Source organism: Dietzia sp. NPDC055343 (assembly GCF_053645265.1).
Window position 1 is genome coordinate 55,138 of the sequence record NZ_JBSHMJ010000005.1, and the last position, 15,481, is coordinate 70,618.

Annotated in this window: 16 protein-coding genes and 2 tRNA genes; 11 read left to right on the forward strand and 7 right to left on the reverse strand. The window is 72.1% G+C overall.

What is annotated here, in order from left to right; all coding sequences use genetic code 11:
* Positions 1 to 5: 5 nt before the first annotated feature.
* The 3 genes from ACWIE7_RS03915 to ACWIE7_RS03925 all read left to right on the forward strand — a co-directional run bounded on the left by ACWIE7_RS03915 (position 6) and on the right by ACWIE7_RS03925 (position 2,520).
* Positions 6 to 494, forward strand: coding sequence for a hypothetical protein (locus ACWIE7_RS03915; RefSeq protein ID WP_454068624.1), 489 nt, complete (start codon positions 6 to 8; stop codon positions 492 to 494).
* Positions 495 to 555: 61 nt separating this feature from the next.
* On the forward strand, positions 556 to 1,806 hold the full coding sequence (locus tag ACWIE7_RS03920) for a glycosyltransferase family 4 protein (RefSeq protein ID WP_454057647.1): 1,251 nt from the start codon (positions 556 to 558) through the stop codon (positions 1,804 to 1,806).
* A gap of 24 nt (positions 1,807 to 1,830) precedes the next feature.
* Positions 1,831 to 2,520, forward strand: a complete 690-nt coding sequence (locus ACWIE7_RS03925) for a demethylmenaquinone methyltransferase (RefSeq protein WP_452098521.1) — start codon at positions 1,831 to 1,833, stop codon at positions 2,518 to 2,520.
* A 58-nt stretch (positions 2,521 to 2,578) separates the two neighbouring features.
* Here ACWIE7_RS03925 and ACWIE7_RS03930 read toward each other — a convergent pair whose 3' ends face one another.
* Positions 2,579 to 3,886 (reverse strand): geranylgeranyl reductase family protein, encoded by a 1,308-nt coding sequence (locus ACWIE7_RS03930; protein WP_452098734.1) that lies wholly within the window; start codon positions 3,884 to 3,886, stop codon positions 2,579 to 2,581.
* 136 nt (positions 3,887 to 4,022) lie between these two features.
* On the opposite strand from ACWIE7_RS03930, the gene ACWIE7_RS03935 reads away from it, so the two are divergent.
* Positions 4,023 to 5,072, forward strand: a complete 1,050-nt coding sequence (locus tag ACWIE7_RS03935; protein ID WP_452098522.1) for a polyprenyl synthetase family protein — start codon at positions 4,023 to 4,025, stop codon at positions 5,070 to 5,072.
* Positions 5,073 to 5,140: 68 nt separating this feature from the next.
* On the opposite strand, the gene ACWIE7_RS03940 is transcribed toward ACWIE7_RS03935, so the two are convergent.
* The 5 genes from ACWIE7_RS03940 to ACWIE7_RS03960 all read right to left on the reverse strand — a co-directional run bounded on the left by ACWIE7_RS03940 (position 5,141) and on the right by ACWIE7_RS03960 (position 8,871).
* The gene (locus ACWIE7_RS03940; protein WP_454068625.1) at positions 5,141 to 6,313 is read right to left on the reverse strand and encodes a sulfate/molybdate ABC transporter ATP-binding protein; all 1,173 of its coding nucleotides are present in this window, start codon (positions 6,311 to 6,313) and stop codon (positions 5,141 to 5,143) included.
* Positions 6,306 to 7,091, reverse strand: coding sequence for an ABC transporter permease (locus ACWIE7_RS03945; protein WP_454057702.1), 786 nt, complete (start codon positions 7,089 to 7,091; stop codon positions 6,306 to 6,308). The genes ACWIE7_RS03940 and ACWIE7_RS03945 overlap by 8 nt, the downstream gene beginning before the upstream one ends.
* Positions 7,092 to 7,126: 35 nt before the next feature.
* Positions 7,127 to 7,888, reverse strand: a complete 762-nt coding sequence (modA, locus tag ACWIE7_RS03950; RefSeq protein ID WP_454068626.1) for a molybdate ABC transporter substrate-binding protein — start codon at positions 7,886 to 7,888, stop codon at positions 7,127 to 7,129.
* A complete protein-coding gene (locus ACWIE7_RS03955; RefSeq protein WP_452098525.1) occupies positions 7,885 to 8,295 on the reverse strand; it encodes a TOBE domain-containing protein in 411 nt (136 codons plus the stop codon). Before ACWIE7_RS03955 ends, modA begins: the two co-directional genes overlap by 4 nt.
* Positions 8,296 to 8,376: 81 nt before the next feature.
* Entirely contained in the window at positions 8,377 to 8,871 is a 495-nt protein-coding gene (locus tag ACWIE7_RS03960; RefSeq protein WP_454068627.1) for a YajQ family cyclic di-GMP-binding protein, read from the reverse strand.
* A gap of 134 nt (positions 8,872 to 9,005) precedes the next feature.
* Here ACWIE7_RS03960 and ACWIE7_RS03965 point away from each other — a divergent pair.
* The 6 genes from ACWIE7_RS03965 to ACWIE7_RS03990 all read left to right on the forward strand — a co-directional run bounded on the left by ACWIE7_RS03965 (position 9,006) and on the right by ACWIE7_RS03990 (position 14,468).
* A tRNA-Tyr gene (locus tag ACWIE7_RS03965) sits at positions 9,006 to 9,087 on the forward strand.
* A gap of 198 nt (positions 9,088 to 9,285) precedes the next feature.
* Positions 9,286 to 10,299: a polyprenyl synthetase family protein gene (locus ACWIE7_RS03970; RefSeq protein ID WP_454068628.1), complete on the forward strand. Its 1,014-nt coding sequence runs from the start codon at positions 9,286 to 9,288 to the stop codon at positions 10,297 to 10,299.
* Positions 10,296 to 11,171 (forward strand): phytoene/squalene synthase family protein, encoded by an 876-nt coding sequence (locus ACWIE7_RS03975; RefSeq protein ID WP_454068629.1) that lies wholly within the window; start codon positions 10,296 to 10,298, stop codon positions 11,169 to 11,171. The genes ACWIE7_RS03970 and ACWIE7_RS03975 overlap by 4 nt, the downstream gene beginning before the upstream one ends.
* Positions 11,168 to 12,823 (forward strand): phytoene desaturase family protein, encoded by a 1,656-nt coding sequence (crtI, locus tag ACWIE7_RS03980; protein ID WP_454068630.1) that lies wholly within the window; start codon positions 11,168 to 11,170, stop codon positions 12,821 to 12,823. The genes ACWIE7_RS03975 and crtI overlap by 4 nt, the downstream gene beginning before the upstream one ends.
* Positions 12,820 to 13,194 carry a lycopene cyclase domain-containing protein gene (locus ACWIE7_RS03985; protein WP_452098529.1) on the forward strand — a complete coding sequence of 125 codons (375 nt, stop codon included), beginning with the start codon at positions 12,820 to 12,822 and terminating at the stop codon, positions 13,192 to 13,194. The genes crtI and ACWIE7_RS03985 overlap by 4 nt, the downstream gene beginning before the upstream one ends.
* Entirely contained in the window at positions 13,191 to 14,468 is a 1,278-nt protein-coding gene (locus ACWIE7_RS03990) for a prenyltransferase (RefSeq protein ID WP_454057643.1), read from the forward strand. The genes ACWIE7_RS03985 and ACWIE7_RS03990 overlap by 4 nt, the downstream gene beginning before the upstream one ends.
* Positions 14,469 to 14,519: 51 nt before the next feature.
* Here the strand turns inward: ACWIE7_RS03990 and ACWIE7_RS03995 are convergent, their stop codons facing one another.
* On the reverse strand, positions 14,520 to 15,242 hold the full coding sequence (locus tag ACWIE7_RS03995; RefSeq protein WP_452098531.1) for a glycosyltransferase family 2 protein: 723 nt from the start codon (positions 15,240 to 15,242) through the stop codon (positions 14,520 to 14,522).
* A gap of 158 nt (positions 15,243 to 15,400) precedes the next feature.
* Between ACWIE7_RS03995 and ACWIE7_RS04000 the strand changes: the two genes are divergently transcribed.
* Positions 15,401 to 15,473: transfer RNA gene (locus tag ACWIE7_RS04000), tRNA-Thr, on the forward strand.
* The last annotated feature ends 8 nt before the right edge of the window (positions 15,474 to 15,481 follow it).

The following is a 15,481-nucleotide window of genomic DNA, read 5'->3' on the forward strand; positions in this document are numbered from 1 at the left end:
CCCGGGTGACCACCACGGGATCCGCACGCCCGCTCCGGCCGGCTCGCCGGCGCTCGGCCCGTCAGGTGCGGCGAGCGGCGCTCACCAGACGTGCGGTGCGGATCGTCGCCGTCGTCGTCGCCCTGTTCTCCCTCGTCGTCGCGCTGCTCATCCTCCTGGCGTGCTTCATCAACGACCAGCGCATCGACCAGGACATGGGCAGCGCCACCGCCACCGTCACCGAGGTCACCGACCGGCGCGCAGCGGTCGAGTTCGACGCCGGCGGCGGGCAGAACGTGCGTCCGGTGACCGGCGTCTTCTATCCGACCGGCCTCGTCGAGGGCCAACGCGTGCAGGTCGAGTTCCGGCGCGCGAACCCCGACCTCGTCCGCGTGTCGGGCCGCAGCTGGACCGTCGCGGTGGTGCCCGTGTTGAGCGTCCCGGCGGTCGTGGTCCCGCTCGCGGCGCTCGTGTATGCCGCCACGTCGCCGAGGGTTCACCGGCCGTCATCGTGAATTCCCCGGGTCGTCCCCGGGAGATCACCGGCGTGTGGCCGGCGCGGGCGACAGTGATGAGGTGCGAGTAGCAATCGTCACCGAATCGTTCCTGCCGAACGTCAACGGCGTCACCAACTCCGTCCTCCGCGTGCTGGAATACGCGCGCAGGCACGGGCACGACTGCCTGGTCGTGGCGCCGTCGGGCAACGTCGGCCTGTGGCAGGGTGCGGCGGACGCGGTGCGCGCGCATCCGCTGGTCAGCGGGTTCGTCCCCCTCTTCGGCGGGCCCGAGTCGATGATGTCCGAGCGCGACCACCACCTGGGCTTCCCCGTCCACCGGGTCACGTCCGTTCGTGTGCCGGTCGTCTCCTCGCTGCCCGTGGGCGCCCCCAGCCCGAGCGTCTACAACGCGCTCCGCGACTTCGCGCCCGACGTGGTGCACCTGGCCTCGCCGTTCGTGCTCGGCGCCGCGGGTGCCGCCGCCGCGCGCGCCCTCGACGTGCCCACCGTCGCCGTCTACCAGACCGACGTCGCCGGGTTCGCGGACTCCTACGGCGTCGGCGTCATGGCCGACGCGGCCTGGGCCTGGACCCGGGCCATCCACGTCAGCTGCGACCGCACCCTCGCGCCGTCCACCGCGGCCATGGCCGACCTGTCCGGCCACGGCATCCCGCGCCTCTACCGGTGGGGCCGCGGTGTGGACTCCGTCCGGTTCAACCCCGCCCGGCGCAGCGAGGCCCTGCACAGGCTGTGGTCGCCAGAGGGGCGGCCCGTCGTGGGGTTCGTCGGCCGGCTCGCCCCGGAGAAGCACGTCGAGAGATTGCAGGCGATCGCCGACCGGTCGGGCCCCGCCGGCGATCTGCAACTCGTCGTCGTCGGCGACGGCCCGGACCGTCCCGCGCTCCAGGACGCGATGCCGCACGCGATCTTCACCGGTGAACTCCACGGAGAGCAGCTCGGCCAGGCCTACGCCACCTTCGACGTGTTCTGCCACGCCGGCGAGTTCGAGACGTTCTGCCAGTCCATCCAGGAGGCGCAGGCTTCGGGCGTGCCCGTCCTGGGCCCCGACCGGGGCGGCCCGCGCGACCTGGTCCGGGCCGGCGTGAACGGCTATCTGCTCGACCCCCGTACCTACGCCGCCGAGGTCTCCGACACGGTGGACCGCGTGCTCGCCGACCACGACGCGCTCGCCGCCGGCGCCCTGTCGACCGTCTCGGGCCGCACCTGGGACGCGATCTGCGGTCAACTCTTCGACCACTACGCGGCCGCGGGGGCCCGGACCACCGCCCGACGGCACGGCGTGGCCCGGCCGTCGCGTGTGGTGGCCTGACCACCAGCGGGTAGCGTCGTGGGCGTGTCCCGCGCCGATCTCGACAAGCAGCCCCGCGACGTAGCGTCGATGTTCGACGGAGTCGCCGACCGCTACGACGTGACCAACACCGTCCTCTCCGGGGGCATGGACCACCTGTGGCGTCGTCGTGCACGCTCGCTGCTCGCGCCGCGGCCCGGCGAGAGTGTCCTCGACCTGGCGGCCGGCACCGCGGTGTCGACGGTCGAGCTGGCGAAGTCCGGCGCATGGTGCGTGGCGGCCGACTTCTCGCTCGGCATGCTCCGCGCCGGTGCCCGCCGCGACGTGCCCAAGGTCGCCGGTGACGCCATGAGGCTGCCGTTCGCCGACGACTCCTTCGACGCCGCGACCATCAGCTTCGGGTTGCGCAATGTGCAGGACACCGCCGCCGGGCTGCGGGAGATGGCACGCGTGGTGCGGCCCGGCGGCCGGCTGGCCGTGGTGGAGTTCTCCACCCCGGTGTTCCCGCCGTTCCGTGCGATCTACATGAACTACCTGATGAGGGCGCTGCCGAAGATCGCCACCAGCGTGTCCTCGAACCCGGACGCCTACGTCTACCTGGCCGAGTCGATCCGCGACTGGCCCGACCAGGCGGCACTGATGCGGATCATCGAGTCGAGCGGCTGGGAGCGCTGCAGCGTCACCAACCTCACCGGCGGGATCGCGGCGATCCACATGGCCCGCAAGCCCGCCTGACCTCACCCCGCCCGTCCCATCCGGCAACGGATGCCGGGGCGCAGAGCGGCGCGCAGGGTCAGTCGGTGAAGAGCGGGCGGCGGTCCAGGCGGCGGGCGATCGAGCCTGCGGCCCGCCAGCTCCGGGCGACGATGTCGCGGTCGGAATCGGCCACCGTATTGGACATGCAGCGCACCGCGGCCGTCATCAGCGCCTGCGAGCGCATCCCGATCGGCCCGGCCAGTGGCAGGAACTTCGGGAACGTCAGCAGATGGGCCGCGTCGCGGGCGATCGCGAACGACTCACCGTAGGTCGCGCGCAGCAGCTCCGGCCAGGCGCGGGAGAGGTCGACGGTGACGGGGCGCGTGCCGGACCCCGAAGCGCTCGAGCCGGCGCCGGCGGGCCCGGGGCCCGAGCAGATGAGCTCGGCCAGCAGACGACCTCCCTCGAGTGCGTAGTCGATGCCCTCGCCGTTGAGCGGGTTCACGCACGCCGCGGCATCGCCCACGGCAGCCCAGTTGCGACCGGCCACCCCGGACACCGCGCCCCCCATCGGCAGCAGCGCCGACGTCACCGCCCGCGGCTCGCCGGTCAACTCCCAGTCGTCGCGCACGAGACGCGCGTAGTGCTGCAGCAGTTCCTTGACCGCGACGTTCGCCGGGCGGGCCGCCGTCGCGAGTGCACCCACGCCCAGGTTGATCTCGCCGTCGCCGAGCGGGAACACCCAGCCGTAGCCGGGTTGGATGGCGCCCGCTTCGTCGCGCAGTTCGAGATCAGAACCGATCCACGGATGGTCGTGCCTGCCCGACCGGATGTAGGAGCGCGCCGCCACGGCGTACACGGTGTCGCGATGCCAGGTCCGACCGAGCATCCTGCCCACCGGCGAGCGGACGCCGTCCGCGACCACGAGGGTCCGGCACGCGATTCGCTGCTCCCCGGCCCGGACGGCGACGACCGCGTCGTCGTCGCCCCTCTCCACGCCCGTCACCCGCACGCCCTCATGGACCACGGCGCCGGCCTCGACGGCGGTCTGACGCAGGCGGTTGTCGAACACCGTGCGGCGCACGGCCGAACCGGTCCCGCCGTGATCGCCCGCCGGCCACGGAACCCGGCGCTGATGGCCGAAGCCGCGCAGATCCAGCCCCCTGATGGTGATGCGATCCCGCGCCCACGTGCCCAGACCCAGCCGATCGACCTCGGCCATCGCCCGTGGCGTGAGCCCGTCACCGCAGGTCTTGTCCCTGGGGAAGATCGCTGCGTCCAGCACCGTCACCTCGCGCCCGGCCCGCGCCAGCCACGTCGCCGTGGCCGACCCGGCGGGCCCGCAGCCCACCACGAGGACATCGGTCGAAGCGGGAAGTGGCGGCCGTGACTCCATGTGCTCCATGGTGGCAGGTCGCACGGCCGGACGGTCGCCGGGACCTCGGACGGGGTGGGGTGCCGCAGCCCTGAGTGCGGGACCGTAGTCTGTCCTCAGGGCCGGTCGACGCCGGTTCCGCTACAGGCGACGAGGACGAGTGGGGATGTCGAGCGATTCAGTGACGACCGGCACCGCGGCAACGACGCCCGACCACACGGTGGCGGGTGTGGACCTCGGTGACGCAGCCCTCGCGGCCGACTTGCGGAGCACGCTCGACGAGGTCGAGAAGTTGCTCGTCAGTCGACTGGCCAGCGGGGAGGACTTCCTCTCCGAGGTCGCCCTGCACCTCGTCACCGCCGGCGGCAAGCGATTCCGCCCGCTCATGACGCTCCTGACCGGGCAGCTCGGCCCGGAGCCCGACCGCGAGCGACTGGTCAAGGCCGCCGTCGTGTGCGAGATGATCCACCTCGCCACCCTGTACCACGACGATGTGATGGACGAGGCGGCCATGCGTCGCGGTGTCGAGTCCGCGAACAGTCGCTGGGATAACTCGACCGCCATCCTCGCCGGCGACTTCCTGTTCGCCCACGCGTCCATGTTGCTGGCCGACCTCGGCCCGGCGGCGGTGCAACTCATCGCCCAGACCTTCGCCGAGCTGGTCACCGGTCAGATGCGTGAGACCGTCGGACCCGGAACCGGTGAGCAGGCCACCGACGCCGCCGAGCACTACCTGCGCGTGATCTGGGAGAAGACCGGCTCGCTGATCGCCGCCGCCGCCCAGTTCGGTGGCGAGTACTCCGGAGCGGACGCCGAGCAGATCGAGCGCCTGCGCCGCCTCGGCGACGCGGTGGGGATCGCGTTCCAGATCGCCGACGACATCATCGACATCGCCTCGCCCGCAGACGACTCGGGCAAGACGCCCGGCACGGATCTGCGCGAGGGCGTCCACACGCTGCCCATGATCTACGCCATGGAGGACGGTTCAGCGGACAGCGCCCGGCTGCGGGAACTGCTCGCGCAGCCGTTGACCGACGACGCCGAGGTCGCCGAGGCCCTCGACCTGCTCCGTGCCTCGGAGGGCATGCGCCGCGCGCGGGTCGCGCTGGAGCAGTACGTCGACGACGCCATGGCCGAACTCGACGCGCTGCCGGCCGGCCCCGCCAACGAAGCGCTGCGACGGCTCGTGCGCTTCACCGTCGACCGCGTCGGCTGACACCTCCGCCCGGGAGTCGCCGGGTAGTCGCCGCGCGCCCCAGAGGCGATCGACGAGGCGGGCGGGCGTCAGGGACGCGGATAGAGCGCGACCTGGGCGGCTTTGACCACCAGCATCACGTCCGACCCCGGCGCGAGCGACAGCTCGGCGGCCGAGCGGCTGGTCACCTCGGCATCCACCCGCTGCCCGTCCCGTAGCTCTGCCGTCAGCCGGGTCAGCGCGCCCGCCGGGGCCACCGCCACCACGCGCGCGGGCCACGAATTCCGCGGGCTCGAGGCGGGGCCGGCCGGGCTGTGGGCGAGGTCGACCGGGCTCCCCGCGAGCGCGCCCGGACCCGCCGGCGCGCCGACCGCACGGATCGCCACCGATCGCGGATCCACCGTCGCGATCGCCCGCCCGCCGTTGCGCCACCCGTCCGCGGGCTCGGCACGGACCCCGGTGACCGCGTCGCCGGCGGGGGTGTGGACCTCGTCGTCGTCGACGATCGTCCCCTCCACCAGCGACACCCCCGCCAGTCGCGCGCCGAAGTCGGACGCGGGGCGGGCGAGGACCTGCTCGACCGTGCCGGTCTGCGCGGCGCGACCGGACAGGACGACGACGACATCGTCCGCCAGCGCCCACAGGTCCAGCGGATCGTGGGTCACCAGCGCGACGGCCCGGCCGGTGAGGCGGTCGGCGAGGAGGCGCCGGATCGCGGGTGCGACCTCTACGTCCAGGGCGACCAGGGGCTCGTCGAGCAGGACGAGCTCCGGATCCACCGCCAGCGCGCGGGCCAGGGCGACGCGTTGCGCCTGCCCGCCGGACAGCTGGTGGGGGCGGCGGTCGGCGAGGTCTGCGCAGCCGACGGCATCGAGTTCGGCGCGGGCGCGGGCGAGCGCGTCCCGGCGACGGACACCGCGGGCGCGGGGGCCGTACGCGACGTTGTCGAGGGAGGACAGGTGGGGGAACAGGCCGGGGCGCTGCTCGAGCGTCACCACGCGGCGGCGATGGGCCGGCAGGTGGGCGCGGGGAGAGCTGACCACGTGGCCGTCGATCCGGACCTCACCGGAGTCGGGTCGCAGGTGCCCGGCGAGCAGCGCCAGAGCCGTGGACTTGCCGGCGCCGTTGGGGCCGACGATCGCGACGCGGCGCCCGGCCGGGACGGTGAGGCCCAAGTCGACGTCGCGGTCCGTGACGCTGCAGTCGAGCTCGGCGGCAGGCACGGCGGCGGACGCGACGGCCCGGGCGGGGGCGTCAGCCACGGCCCGTCACCGCCCTGCGCGCGACGACGGCCGAGCCGGCCATGAGGACCGCCGCCACGACGATGAGCAGCAGGGCCAGGGTGAGCGCGGTCCCGGTGTCCGACTCGCGGCTGAGATAGATCTCCAGCGGCAGCGTGCGCGTGGTTCCCTGCAGCGAGCCGGCGAAGGTGAGCGTCGCGCCGAACTCGCCGAGGGCGCGGGCGAAGGACATCGTGGCCCCGGCCACCAGGGCGGGCAGCACGAGCGGCAGCGTCACCGTGGTGAGGACGCGGGTGGGGGAGGCGCCGAGGGAGGACGCGGTCTGCTCGAGGCGAGCGTCGACCGAACGGAGCGCGCCCTCGACCGCCACGACGAGGAACGGCATGGCCACGAAGGTCTGTGCGATCACCACGGCGGCGGTCGTGAAGCCGATCTCGATGCCCAGCACCGACAGGTGCCGGCCCACCACGCCGGTGCGGCCGAACGTGATGAGCAGCGCCAGGCCCGCCACCACCGGGGGCAGGACCATGGGCAGCGCGGTGACCGTCCGGGCGAGCGCCGCGAACGGGCCGTGACTGCGCGAGAGCAGCACCGCCAGCGGGGTACCCAGGAGCACGCACAACACGGTCGAGATCGCGCACGTGCGCAGGCTGAGCAGCGCCGCGTCCCGCGCGGCCTCGGACCCGACGAGCGTGGGGACATCCGCCCACGGGATCCGCACCGCCAGGCCGAGTAGCGGCAGCGCCATCAGCAGGACGGTGCCCGTCGCCGCGACGAGAAGCCACCGCGGGAGCGGCATCGCCACAACGCCGGGGCTGCGGACACGCCGACCGGTCACGGCGGGCCGAACCCGTACCCGGCCAACACGGCCAGACCGGCGGGGCTGGTGACGGAATCGATGAAGCGCTGGCCGAGGTCGGGGGCAGGGGAGTTCTCCAGCATCGCGATCGGGTAGCGGTTGGGATGGGCGCTCGCGCCGCTGATCCCGACCTTCTCGACCGCGTCCCCCGCAGTCGCGGCGTCGTAGACGATCCCGGCGTCGGCCTCGCCGGAGGAGACCTTGCCGCGCACATCGGTGACCTTGGTCTCCTCGCTCACCGGCCGCAACTCGACCCCGGCGGATTCCGCGAGCGCCAGGGTGGCGTTGCCACACGGCACGCCCTCGGCGCACACGACGAGCCGGGTGCCGTCCAGAGAGCCGTCGAGCCCGGTGATCCCGGCCGGATTGCCGGGCGGGGTGATGAGCGTGAGGTCGTTGGTCGCGATCACCGCCGGCGTGCCGGCCACCAGCCCCTCGGAGATCGCGCGGTCCATGTTCGTCTCGTCCGCCGAGACGAACACGTCGGCCGGGGCGCCACTCGCGATCTGGTCGACCAGACCGGAGGAGCCGTCGAAGGAGAGCCGGACCTCGACACCGGGATTGGCCGCCTCGAAGTCCTCGGCCAACTCCGAGAACGCCTCGGTGAGCGAGGCGGCGGCGAACACCGTCAGCGTCTGCGACGCCGCGGTGTCGTCGTCGCCCCCGGAGGCGCAGCCCGCCAACGCGGACAGCCCAACGACGGCGCCGAGCGCGGCGGCGGCGAATCGGCGCGTCATTGCGGGGCGCCTTCGATCACGACGCTCGTCGCCTTGACCCGCGCCGTGGCCAGAGAGCCGGCCTCCAGGCCCATCTCGCGCACGGCCTCCGTGGAGATCAGCGAGACCACGCGGTAGGGCCCACACTGGATGTCGACCTGGGACATGACCGGGTCGGACTTCACCGACGTGACCAGGCCGCGGAAGCTGTTGCGCGCGCTGACCGCGGCGTCGCCGGAACCGTCCACTCCTGCGCCCCGCCCGGCGGCCCGTTCCTGGGCCAGCCGGGCGAGATCGGCGCCGGCGACGGTCTTGCGACCGGAATCGTCCGGGGACGCGGTGAGCTCGCCGCGTTCGATCCACCGGCGCACCGTGTCGTCGCTGACCCCCATCAGGGAGGCCGCCTCGCTGATTCGCAACTGCGTCATGAAGCTCACTCTAGACCCGCAGGTGCGCAATGGTGGGGGAGTCGGGCTCGCTTCCGCGGAACCGCGCGCCAGGTTGGCGGGTCAGCGGTAGTTGGTGAACTGCAGTGCCACCTCGAAGTCCGCTTCCTTGAGCAGCGAGATGCAGGTCTGCAGGTCGTCGCGCTTCTTGGACGACACGCGGATCTCCTCGCCCTGGATCTGCGCCTTGACGCCCTTGGGTCCCTCGTCGCGCAGGAGCTTGGTGATCTTCTTGGCGTTCTCCTTGTCGATGCCCTGCTTGAGCGAGCCGACCAGGCGGAAACTCTTGCCCGACGGCATCGGCTCGCCCACCTCGAGCGCCTTCATGCTGAGCCCGCGGCGGACCAGCTTCTCGATGAACACGTCCTTGGCGGCCATGACGCGGTCCTCGGTGTTAGCGGTGATCTCCACCGCGTCCTCGCCCTTCCACTCGATGCCGGCGTCGGTGCCGCGGAAGTCGTAGCGCGTGCCCAGCTCCTTGGCGGCCTGGTTCAGTGCGTTGTCCACCTCCTGGCGGTCGAACTCCGAGACGATGTCGAACGAGGACTCCGAGGCCATGGACGCTCTCTCCTTCACTGGTGGCGGGGCTTGCTGCGGTCGATCCAGGCCAGGTTACCCGCCCCCGGAGACCCCCGATTTGGTACCCGGGGGGCGGGGCGTTGTACTGTGTCTCTGCGCCCTGCGGGGTGCACGCCAGATTGCCCGAGCGGCCAAAGGGAGCGGATTGTAAATCCGTCGGCTTAGCCTTCGTTGGTTCGAATCCATCATCTGGCACTCGGAGACCCCTGCCACAAGCGGGGGTCTCCGTGCATTTCAGGGACACCCCCTCAGCGCTGGCGGTCGCCGCGGCGCGCCGCGATAGGCTGGCGGCGTGCATACGTGGGTGGCGACAGGCTCGGACTCGACTGGGCGCGGTCAGGACCCATCCGCGTTCGCCTCCGCTCCGAATAACAGGGCATGACCTTGTGTTCTGTGCCCGCAGTCCCTCGGATGGCCGTGCGTGACGTGCCAGCGGGGCTCGGCTCCGCCGTCGACGACTGGGTTGCGGATCTCGACGCCACGACGCGCGCCGGCAAGGGGATACGGTCCGCTTTGCTCGAGGCCGTGTACGTCGCCGCCGGTGGCGAGGAGCCTGCAGTGCGGGTCGCGGTGGGCGAGGCGCTCGAACTGCTCCACGAGGCATTTCTCATCCACGACGACGTCGTTGACGGCGACGACCACCGCCGTGGTCAGTCCAACCTCCAGGGCCGGACGAGGGATCGGGTGGCGGCTCGGGGCGCCGCCCCGGCGGTCGCGGAGGGCGTCGGCAGGGCCGCCGGTCTGCTGGGAGGCGACATGCTCCTTGTCGCGGCGATGAGCGGCTTCGCACGCCTGCCGGTGCCCGCACCGACGGCGCACCGGGTCCTCGACGAGGTCGAGCGGGCGGTCGCGGCCTCCGTGGCCGGCGAGTACGCCGACATCCACTATTCCGCTGACGCCCGCCCGCCGAGCCGGGAGCGTGCCCTGGCGATCGGCCAGGCCAAGACCGCCGCCTACTCGGTCTCCCTGCCGCTCGTGCTGGGCGCGATTCTCGCAGGTGCCGGGGACCAGACCGTCGAGTCGTTGCGTGAAGCGGGCGCTCACCTGGGCACGGCCTATCAGGTGGTCGACGACCTGCTGGGAGTGTTCGGCGACCCGGGCGAGACGGGCAAGTCCAACGAGGGCGATCTCCTGCGCGGTGCGCCCACCGTCCTACTGGCGTTCGCCGCCACCACCGACGCGTGGCCCCGCATCGACGCCGCGCTCGGGGGCCACGGCCACGGAGACCCCGACCCGGATACCGCGCGTGATCTCCTGTACGAGTGCGGGGCCCGGGACCACGCGCAGCGGGTCGCCGAGGATCTGGTCGCCGCGGCCCGCACCGCGCTGGACCGTCCGACCATCCCGGCCGCGATCCGGGCCGCCCTCGCACCCCACCTGGCCGCCGCCCTGGAGAGGACCCGATGACCCCGACGAACCCGCACGCGGAGTTCACCGAGGCCGCGCGGGCGTGCGCGCAGGTGCTGCTGCGCCGCTACTCCACGTCCTTCGCCCTGGCCTGCCGACTGTTGTCGCCGGCCACCCGGCCGCATGTCGCCGCGATCTACGCGTGGGCGAGGGTCGCCGACGAGGTCGTCGACGGCGCGATGGACGACCCGGCCGCCGCGCGCGAGCTCATCGCCGAGGCACGCCGCCGCACCCACCGCGCGATCGAGCAGGGGCTGGACCCGGACCCCGTCACCCACGCCTTCGCCGACACCGCACGCCGGTTCGGGATCGGCGCGCGCCTGGTGGACCCGTTCTACGACTCGATGGAGGCGGACCTGGACGTCACCGTGCACAGCGACGAGTCGCTGCGCCGGTACATCCACGGGTCGGCGGAGGTGATCGGGGAGATGTGCCTGCGGACGTTCGCGGGTGGCGGATCGGGCGACGACGACGAGCTCGCAGCCGGTGCACGAGCACTGGGATCGGCGTTCCAGAAGGTCAATTTCCTCCGGGACGTCCGTGAGGATTCCGGAGAGCTCGGCCGCAACTATCTGCCCGGTCGGGATCCGCTCGCACTGACCGACCGCGATGTCCGGGAGTTGGCGGACGACGTGGACGTCGACCTGCGGCTGGCCCGCATCGCGATCGGCCGGATCCCCGGCCGGGACCGCCTCGCGGTGTTGGCCGCGCACGATCTGTTCGCGGAGCTCAACGAGCGGCTGCGCGCCGCGGGCGCCGCCGGAGTGAGCTCCGGACGGGTCCGCGTGCCCGACGCGGTGAAGCTGAAGATCATCGCCCGCGCCGCGGCCACCGGTCGCCGGGTCTCCCAACGGTCGGGGGAGTCCCGATGAGTGGTGAGTTCGAGCGGCTGCGACTGCGGCTGCGTCGGGGTCGACCCGTCGCCCCCGACGGTCCTGTCGTGGTGGTGGGCGGCGGTATCGCTGGGCTGGCCACTGCCGCGCTACTCGCCCGGGAGGGCCGTGACGTCACGCTCGTCGAGGCCACCGAGGAGGTCGGCGGCCGGGCGGGTAGCTGGTCGTCCGGAGGGTTCCGCTTCGACACGGGCCCGTCGTGGTTCCTCATGCCGGAGGTGTTCGACCACTTCTTCCGACTCTGCGGCACCTCGTCCGCCGAGCAGCTCGACCTGGTCCGCCTGGACCCCGGCTACCGCGTGTACTTCGAGAACCAGTCCGAGCCGGTCGACGTCCGCTCGGACCGGGCCGCCTCCACCGCGCTGTTCGAGTCTCTCGAGCCGGGGGCCGGCGCGGCCCTGGAGAAGTATCTCGACTCGGCCCGCATGACCTACGATCTCGCACTGCGGCGGTTCCTCTACACGAGCTTCACCTCGTACCCGGCCCTGGTGCGGCGGGAGGTCGTGGCCCGCGCGGGGACGCTTCTCGCGCGGCTCGCCCAGCCGCTGCAGTCGTACGTGGCCCGCCGCTTCCGGGACCGCCGCATCCAGCAGATCCTCGGCTACCCGGCGGTGTTCCTGGGCTCCTCGCCGTACCTCGCGCCGTCGATCTATCACCTCATGAGTCACCTCGACCTGGCCGACGGGGTGCTCTACCCGCGCGGCGGTTTCGCCGAGCTCATCGCGGCCGTCCGGAGGGTGGCCGAGCAGCAGGGCGTGCGCATCCACACCGGCACCGAGGCGATCGCCCTCACGGTCTCCGACCCCGGCCCGGAAAGGCCCTCCGTGACGGGGGTCCGGGTACGTGACCGGGCAGGAGCCGAGCGGACGCTGCCGGCCGGCCTCGTCGTCGGCGCCGCGGACCTGCACCACCTCGAGACCCGGTGGCTGCCGGACCACCTCCGCACCTACCCGCAGTCCTACTGGGACCGGCGTATGCCGGGGCCCGGTGCGTTGCTCGTGCTGCTCGGCGTGCGCGGCGAGCTGCCGCAGCTGGCGCACCACACGCTGTTGTTCACCGAGCGCTGGGAGGAGGGGTTCGACGCCATCTTCGGCGACGAGCCGCACATCCCCGATCCCGCCTCCCTCTACGTCTGTAGGCCGAGCGCGACCGACACCGACCCGAATGCCGGGATCGCGCCGGAGGGTCACGAGAACCTCTTCGTCCTGGTGCCGATCCCCGCCGACCCCGCGTCGGGGCGTGGCGGTGTCGACGGTGCCGGTGACGCGACGATCGAGGCGGCCGCCGACCAGGCGATCGCGCAGATCGCCGACTGGACCGGCATCCCGGACCTCGCCGAGCGGATCGTCGTACGCCGCACCATCGCGCCGGCCGATCTCGAGGCGGATCTGGGCGCCTGGCGCGGTACCGCACTCGGCCCGGCACATACCCTGGCGCAGAGCGCGTTCTTCCGCACCCGCAATGTCAGCAGGCACGTCGACGGGCTGTTCTACGCGGGCGCCTCGACCATTCCGGGGATCGGGCTGCCGATGTGCCTCATCAGTGCGGAGTTGGTGCTCAAGCACGTGCGCGGCGACACCGGCACCGCCCCGGTGGCCGAGCCGGGCGGAGGCACGGTGTTCAGCGGGTGATCGGGCTGGCGTACCTGGCTGTCCAGGCCCTCTCGTTCGCGGGGATCCTCGTGATCGACCACCGCTGGCGTCTCGCCGCATTCCGCGCCCCGGCCGCCACCGCGCTGGCCGTCACCGCCGCAGTGGCGTTGTTCCTGACCTGGGACGTACTCGGCGTGCGCAGCGGTGTGTTCTTCCGCGGCACGACCGACTTCATGACCGGACTGCTCATCGCGCCGGAGATCCCTGTCGAAGAGGTGGTGTTCCTGGCGTTCCTGTCGTACCTGGCGCTGGTCTGTGCGACCGGGGTGACGGCCGCGGCCGAGCACCTCCGCGCACGGCGGACAGGGAACGACCCGGCCCGTACCGACGAAACGGGGGAGCACCCGTGACCGGTATCTACACGACCATCAACCTCACCATGTCGATCCCGGTGCTCGGCGCCGCGGCGATCGCCCTGTGGCGACTGCGCGGGGCCGAGCGACGGCGGTGGTTGCTCGGCGTCGGCGGCTCGCTGGTGGTGCTGCTCGTCCTCACCGCGATCTTCGACAATCTCATGATCGCCGCCGGTCTCGTGGCCTACGACGACGCCCTCACCAGCGGTCTGCGCCTCGGGCTGGCGCCGATCGAGGACTTCTCGTATGCGATCGCCGCCGCCGTGTTCGTGCCCTCGGTGTGGTCCGTACTCACGGCGCGGACGCCGGCGGCCGTGGCCGACGAACACACCTCTCCGCAGGACTCCGGGGCAGGCGTTCCGGACAGCGTTCGGGACAGCGTTCCGGATAGGCCGGCGCCGCCCGCACTGCTGACCACGCTGTTCTGGTCATCGCGTCCGGTGTCGTGGGTGAACACCGCCGCCCCGTTCGCGCTGGCCTACCTCCTGGCCACCGGCGGATTCGACCTCGTGGGGGTGATCGGCACGGTCTTCTTCCTGGTGCCGTACAACCTCGCGATGTACGGGATCAACGACGTCTTCGACTACGAGTCCGACCTACGCAATCCGCGCAAGGGCGGGGTCGAGGGCGCCGTGCTCGACCGGTCGCGGCACACGGCGACGCTCGTGGCCTCGGCCGTGACGACGGTGCCGTTCCTGGTCTACCTGGTCCTGGTGGGTTCGGCGGAATCATCTTTGTGGCTGGCGGCCAGCATGTTCGCCGTGATCGCCTACAGCGCCAGAGGAATGCGGTTCAAGGAAGTCCCGTTCCTGGACTCGATCACATCCGCATTCCACTTCGTCTCCCCGGCCATCATCGGGTGGACGATCGCCGGGGCCGAACTCACCGCGGGGGTGTGGGCGTGCCTGGTCGCGTTCATGCTGTGGGGCGCGGCGTCCCAGGCGTTCGGGGCCGTGCAGGATGTGCGTTTCGACCGCGAAGCCGACCTCAAGTCGGTCGCGACCGTGCTCGGGGCGCGGAGCACCGTCTGGTTCGCGCTGGCCTGTTACGTCGCCGCCGTCCTGGTGTTGCTGATCTGCGCGCCGTGGCCCGCGTCGGGTGCGGCGTTCGCGATCCTGCCGTACCTGGCGACGGTCGCCGCCTACCTACGGGTCGACGATTCGACCGCCGAGGCGACCAATGAGGGCTGGAAGCGCTTCCTCGTGCTCAACATGCTGGCCGGCTTCTGCGTGACCCAACTCGTCCTCTGGTCGGTTCTCGTCTGGGCCTGACCGCCGCCTCGCCGCCCGGCCCTTCCGCTCGGCCCGGACCGTGCACGTCTCTCAGCGCCGGGCGCGCTCCAGCCACCGCTGCGAGGGTGGGCTCGTGCGCCAGTTACGGAAGATCGTCCGGAACGCGCGGGAGAACCGTCTCCGCATGGCGGCCGGGTCGTCGAAGGGGCGCGCGGAGATCCCGACGCTCAGCGAGCGGTCCACGACCACGCGGTCGGCGGCGCCGAACTGGAACGACAGGTCGATGTCGTCGTGGAGTTCGGGGTCAGTCCGGTCGACACCATCGCGCGCCCGATCCCACGCACTGCGGCGCATCGCCAGGTTGGAACCGAACAGCACCGGGTGGGCCATCGCCGCGCCGACCGACAGGAAGAAGGCGTCCATGTAGAGCACCCGGGCCGCCGCAGCGCGCCATCCTTCGAGCCCGATGAACTCGCCGGGCCCGGAGAGTGCCGAAAGCGCCGCGTCCGTCTCAAAGGCCGTCTCGATCCGGGCGAGCCAGTCGGGGCCGGGGCGAGAGTCCGCGTCCAGCCGGGCGATCACATCGCCTGTTGCCGAGTCGTAGCCGGCCGCCGCCGCAGCCGGGATGCCCCTGACGGGCTCCTCGATCACCCGCGCGCCCGCGGCGAGGGCGACGGCCGCGCTGTCGTCGGAGCAGCCGTTGTCGACCACGACGATCTCGTCGGCCGGTCGTGACTGCCCGAGCAGTGCGGCGAGGCATCCGCGGAGTTCATCGACGTCGTCCAGGACGGGAACGACCACGGAGATGCGCATGCGAGCATTCTGCCACCCCCGACGGCGAGCAGCCGCCGCTCAGATCGGGGTAGGCCACCGTTGACCAGCCGATTTGTGTGCGCTCGAAGCCTGTGTGTAATCTGCTAAAGGCTTACGCACCGAGCCGAGGACGGACAGTCCGAGACTCGATGTGGCCCGCCCCCTTAGCTCAGTCGGCAGAGCGTTTCCATGGTAAGGAAAAGGTCGTCGGTTCGATTCCGACAGGGGGCTCGCACTGT

Bases quoted from the DNA above. Each gene is read 5' to 3' on its own strand.
- crtI (WP_454068630.1), top strand. From the start codon at position 11,168: ATGAGTGGTGAGTTCGAGCGGCTGCGACTGCGGCTGCGTCGGGGTCGA.
- modA (WP_454068626.1), bottom strand. From the start codon at position 7,888: ATGACGCGCCGATTCGCCGCCGCCGCGCTCGGCGCCGTCGTTGGGCTG.
- ACWIE7_RS03960 (WP_454068627.1), bottom strand. From the start codon at position 8,871: ATGGCCTCGGAGTCCTCGTTCGACATCGTCTCGGAGTTCGACCGCCAG.
- ACWIE7_RS03955 (WP_452098525.1), bottom strand. From the start codon at position 8,295: ATGACGCAGTTGCGAATCAGCGAGGCGGCCTCCCTGATGGGGGTCAGC.
- ACWIE7_RS03935 (WP_452098522.1), top strand. From the start codon at position 4,023: ATGTCGAGCGATTCAGTGACGACCGGCACCGCGGCAACGACGCCCGAC.
- ACWIE7_RS03945 (WP_454057702.1), bottom strand. From the start codon at position 7,091: ATGCCGCTCCCGCGGTGGCTTCTCGTCGCGGCGACGGGCACCGTCCTG.
- ACWIE7_RS03975 (WP_454068629.1), top strand. From the start codon at position 10,296: ATGACCCCGACGAACCCGCACGCGGAGTTCACCGAGGCCGCGCGGGCG.
- ACWIE7_RS03995 (WP_452098531.1), bottom strand. From the start codon at position 15,242: ATGCGCATCTCCGTGGTCGTTCCCGTCCTGGACGACGTCGATGAACTC.
- ACWIE7_RS03930 (WP_452098734.1), bottom strand. From the start codon at position 3,886: ATGGAGCACATGGAGTCACGGCCGCCACTTCCCGCTTCGACCGATGTC.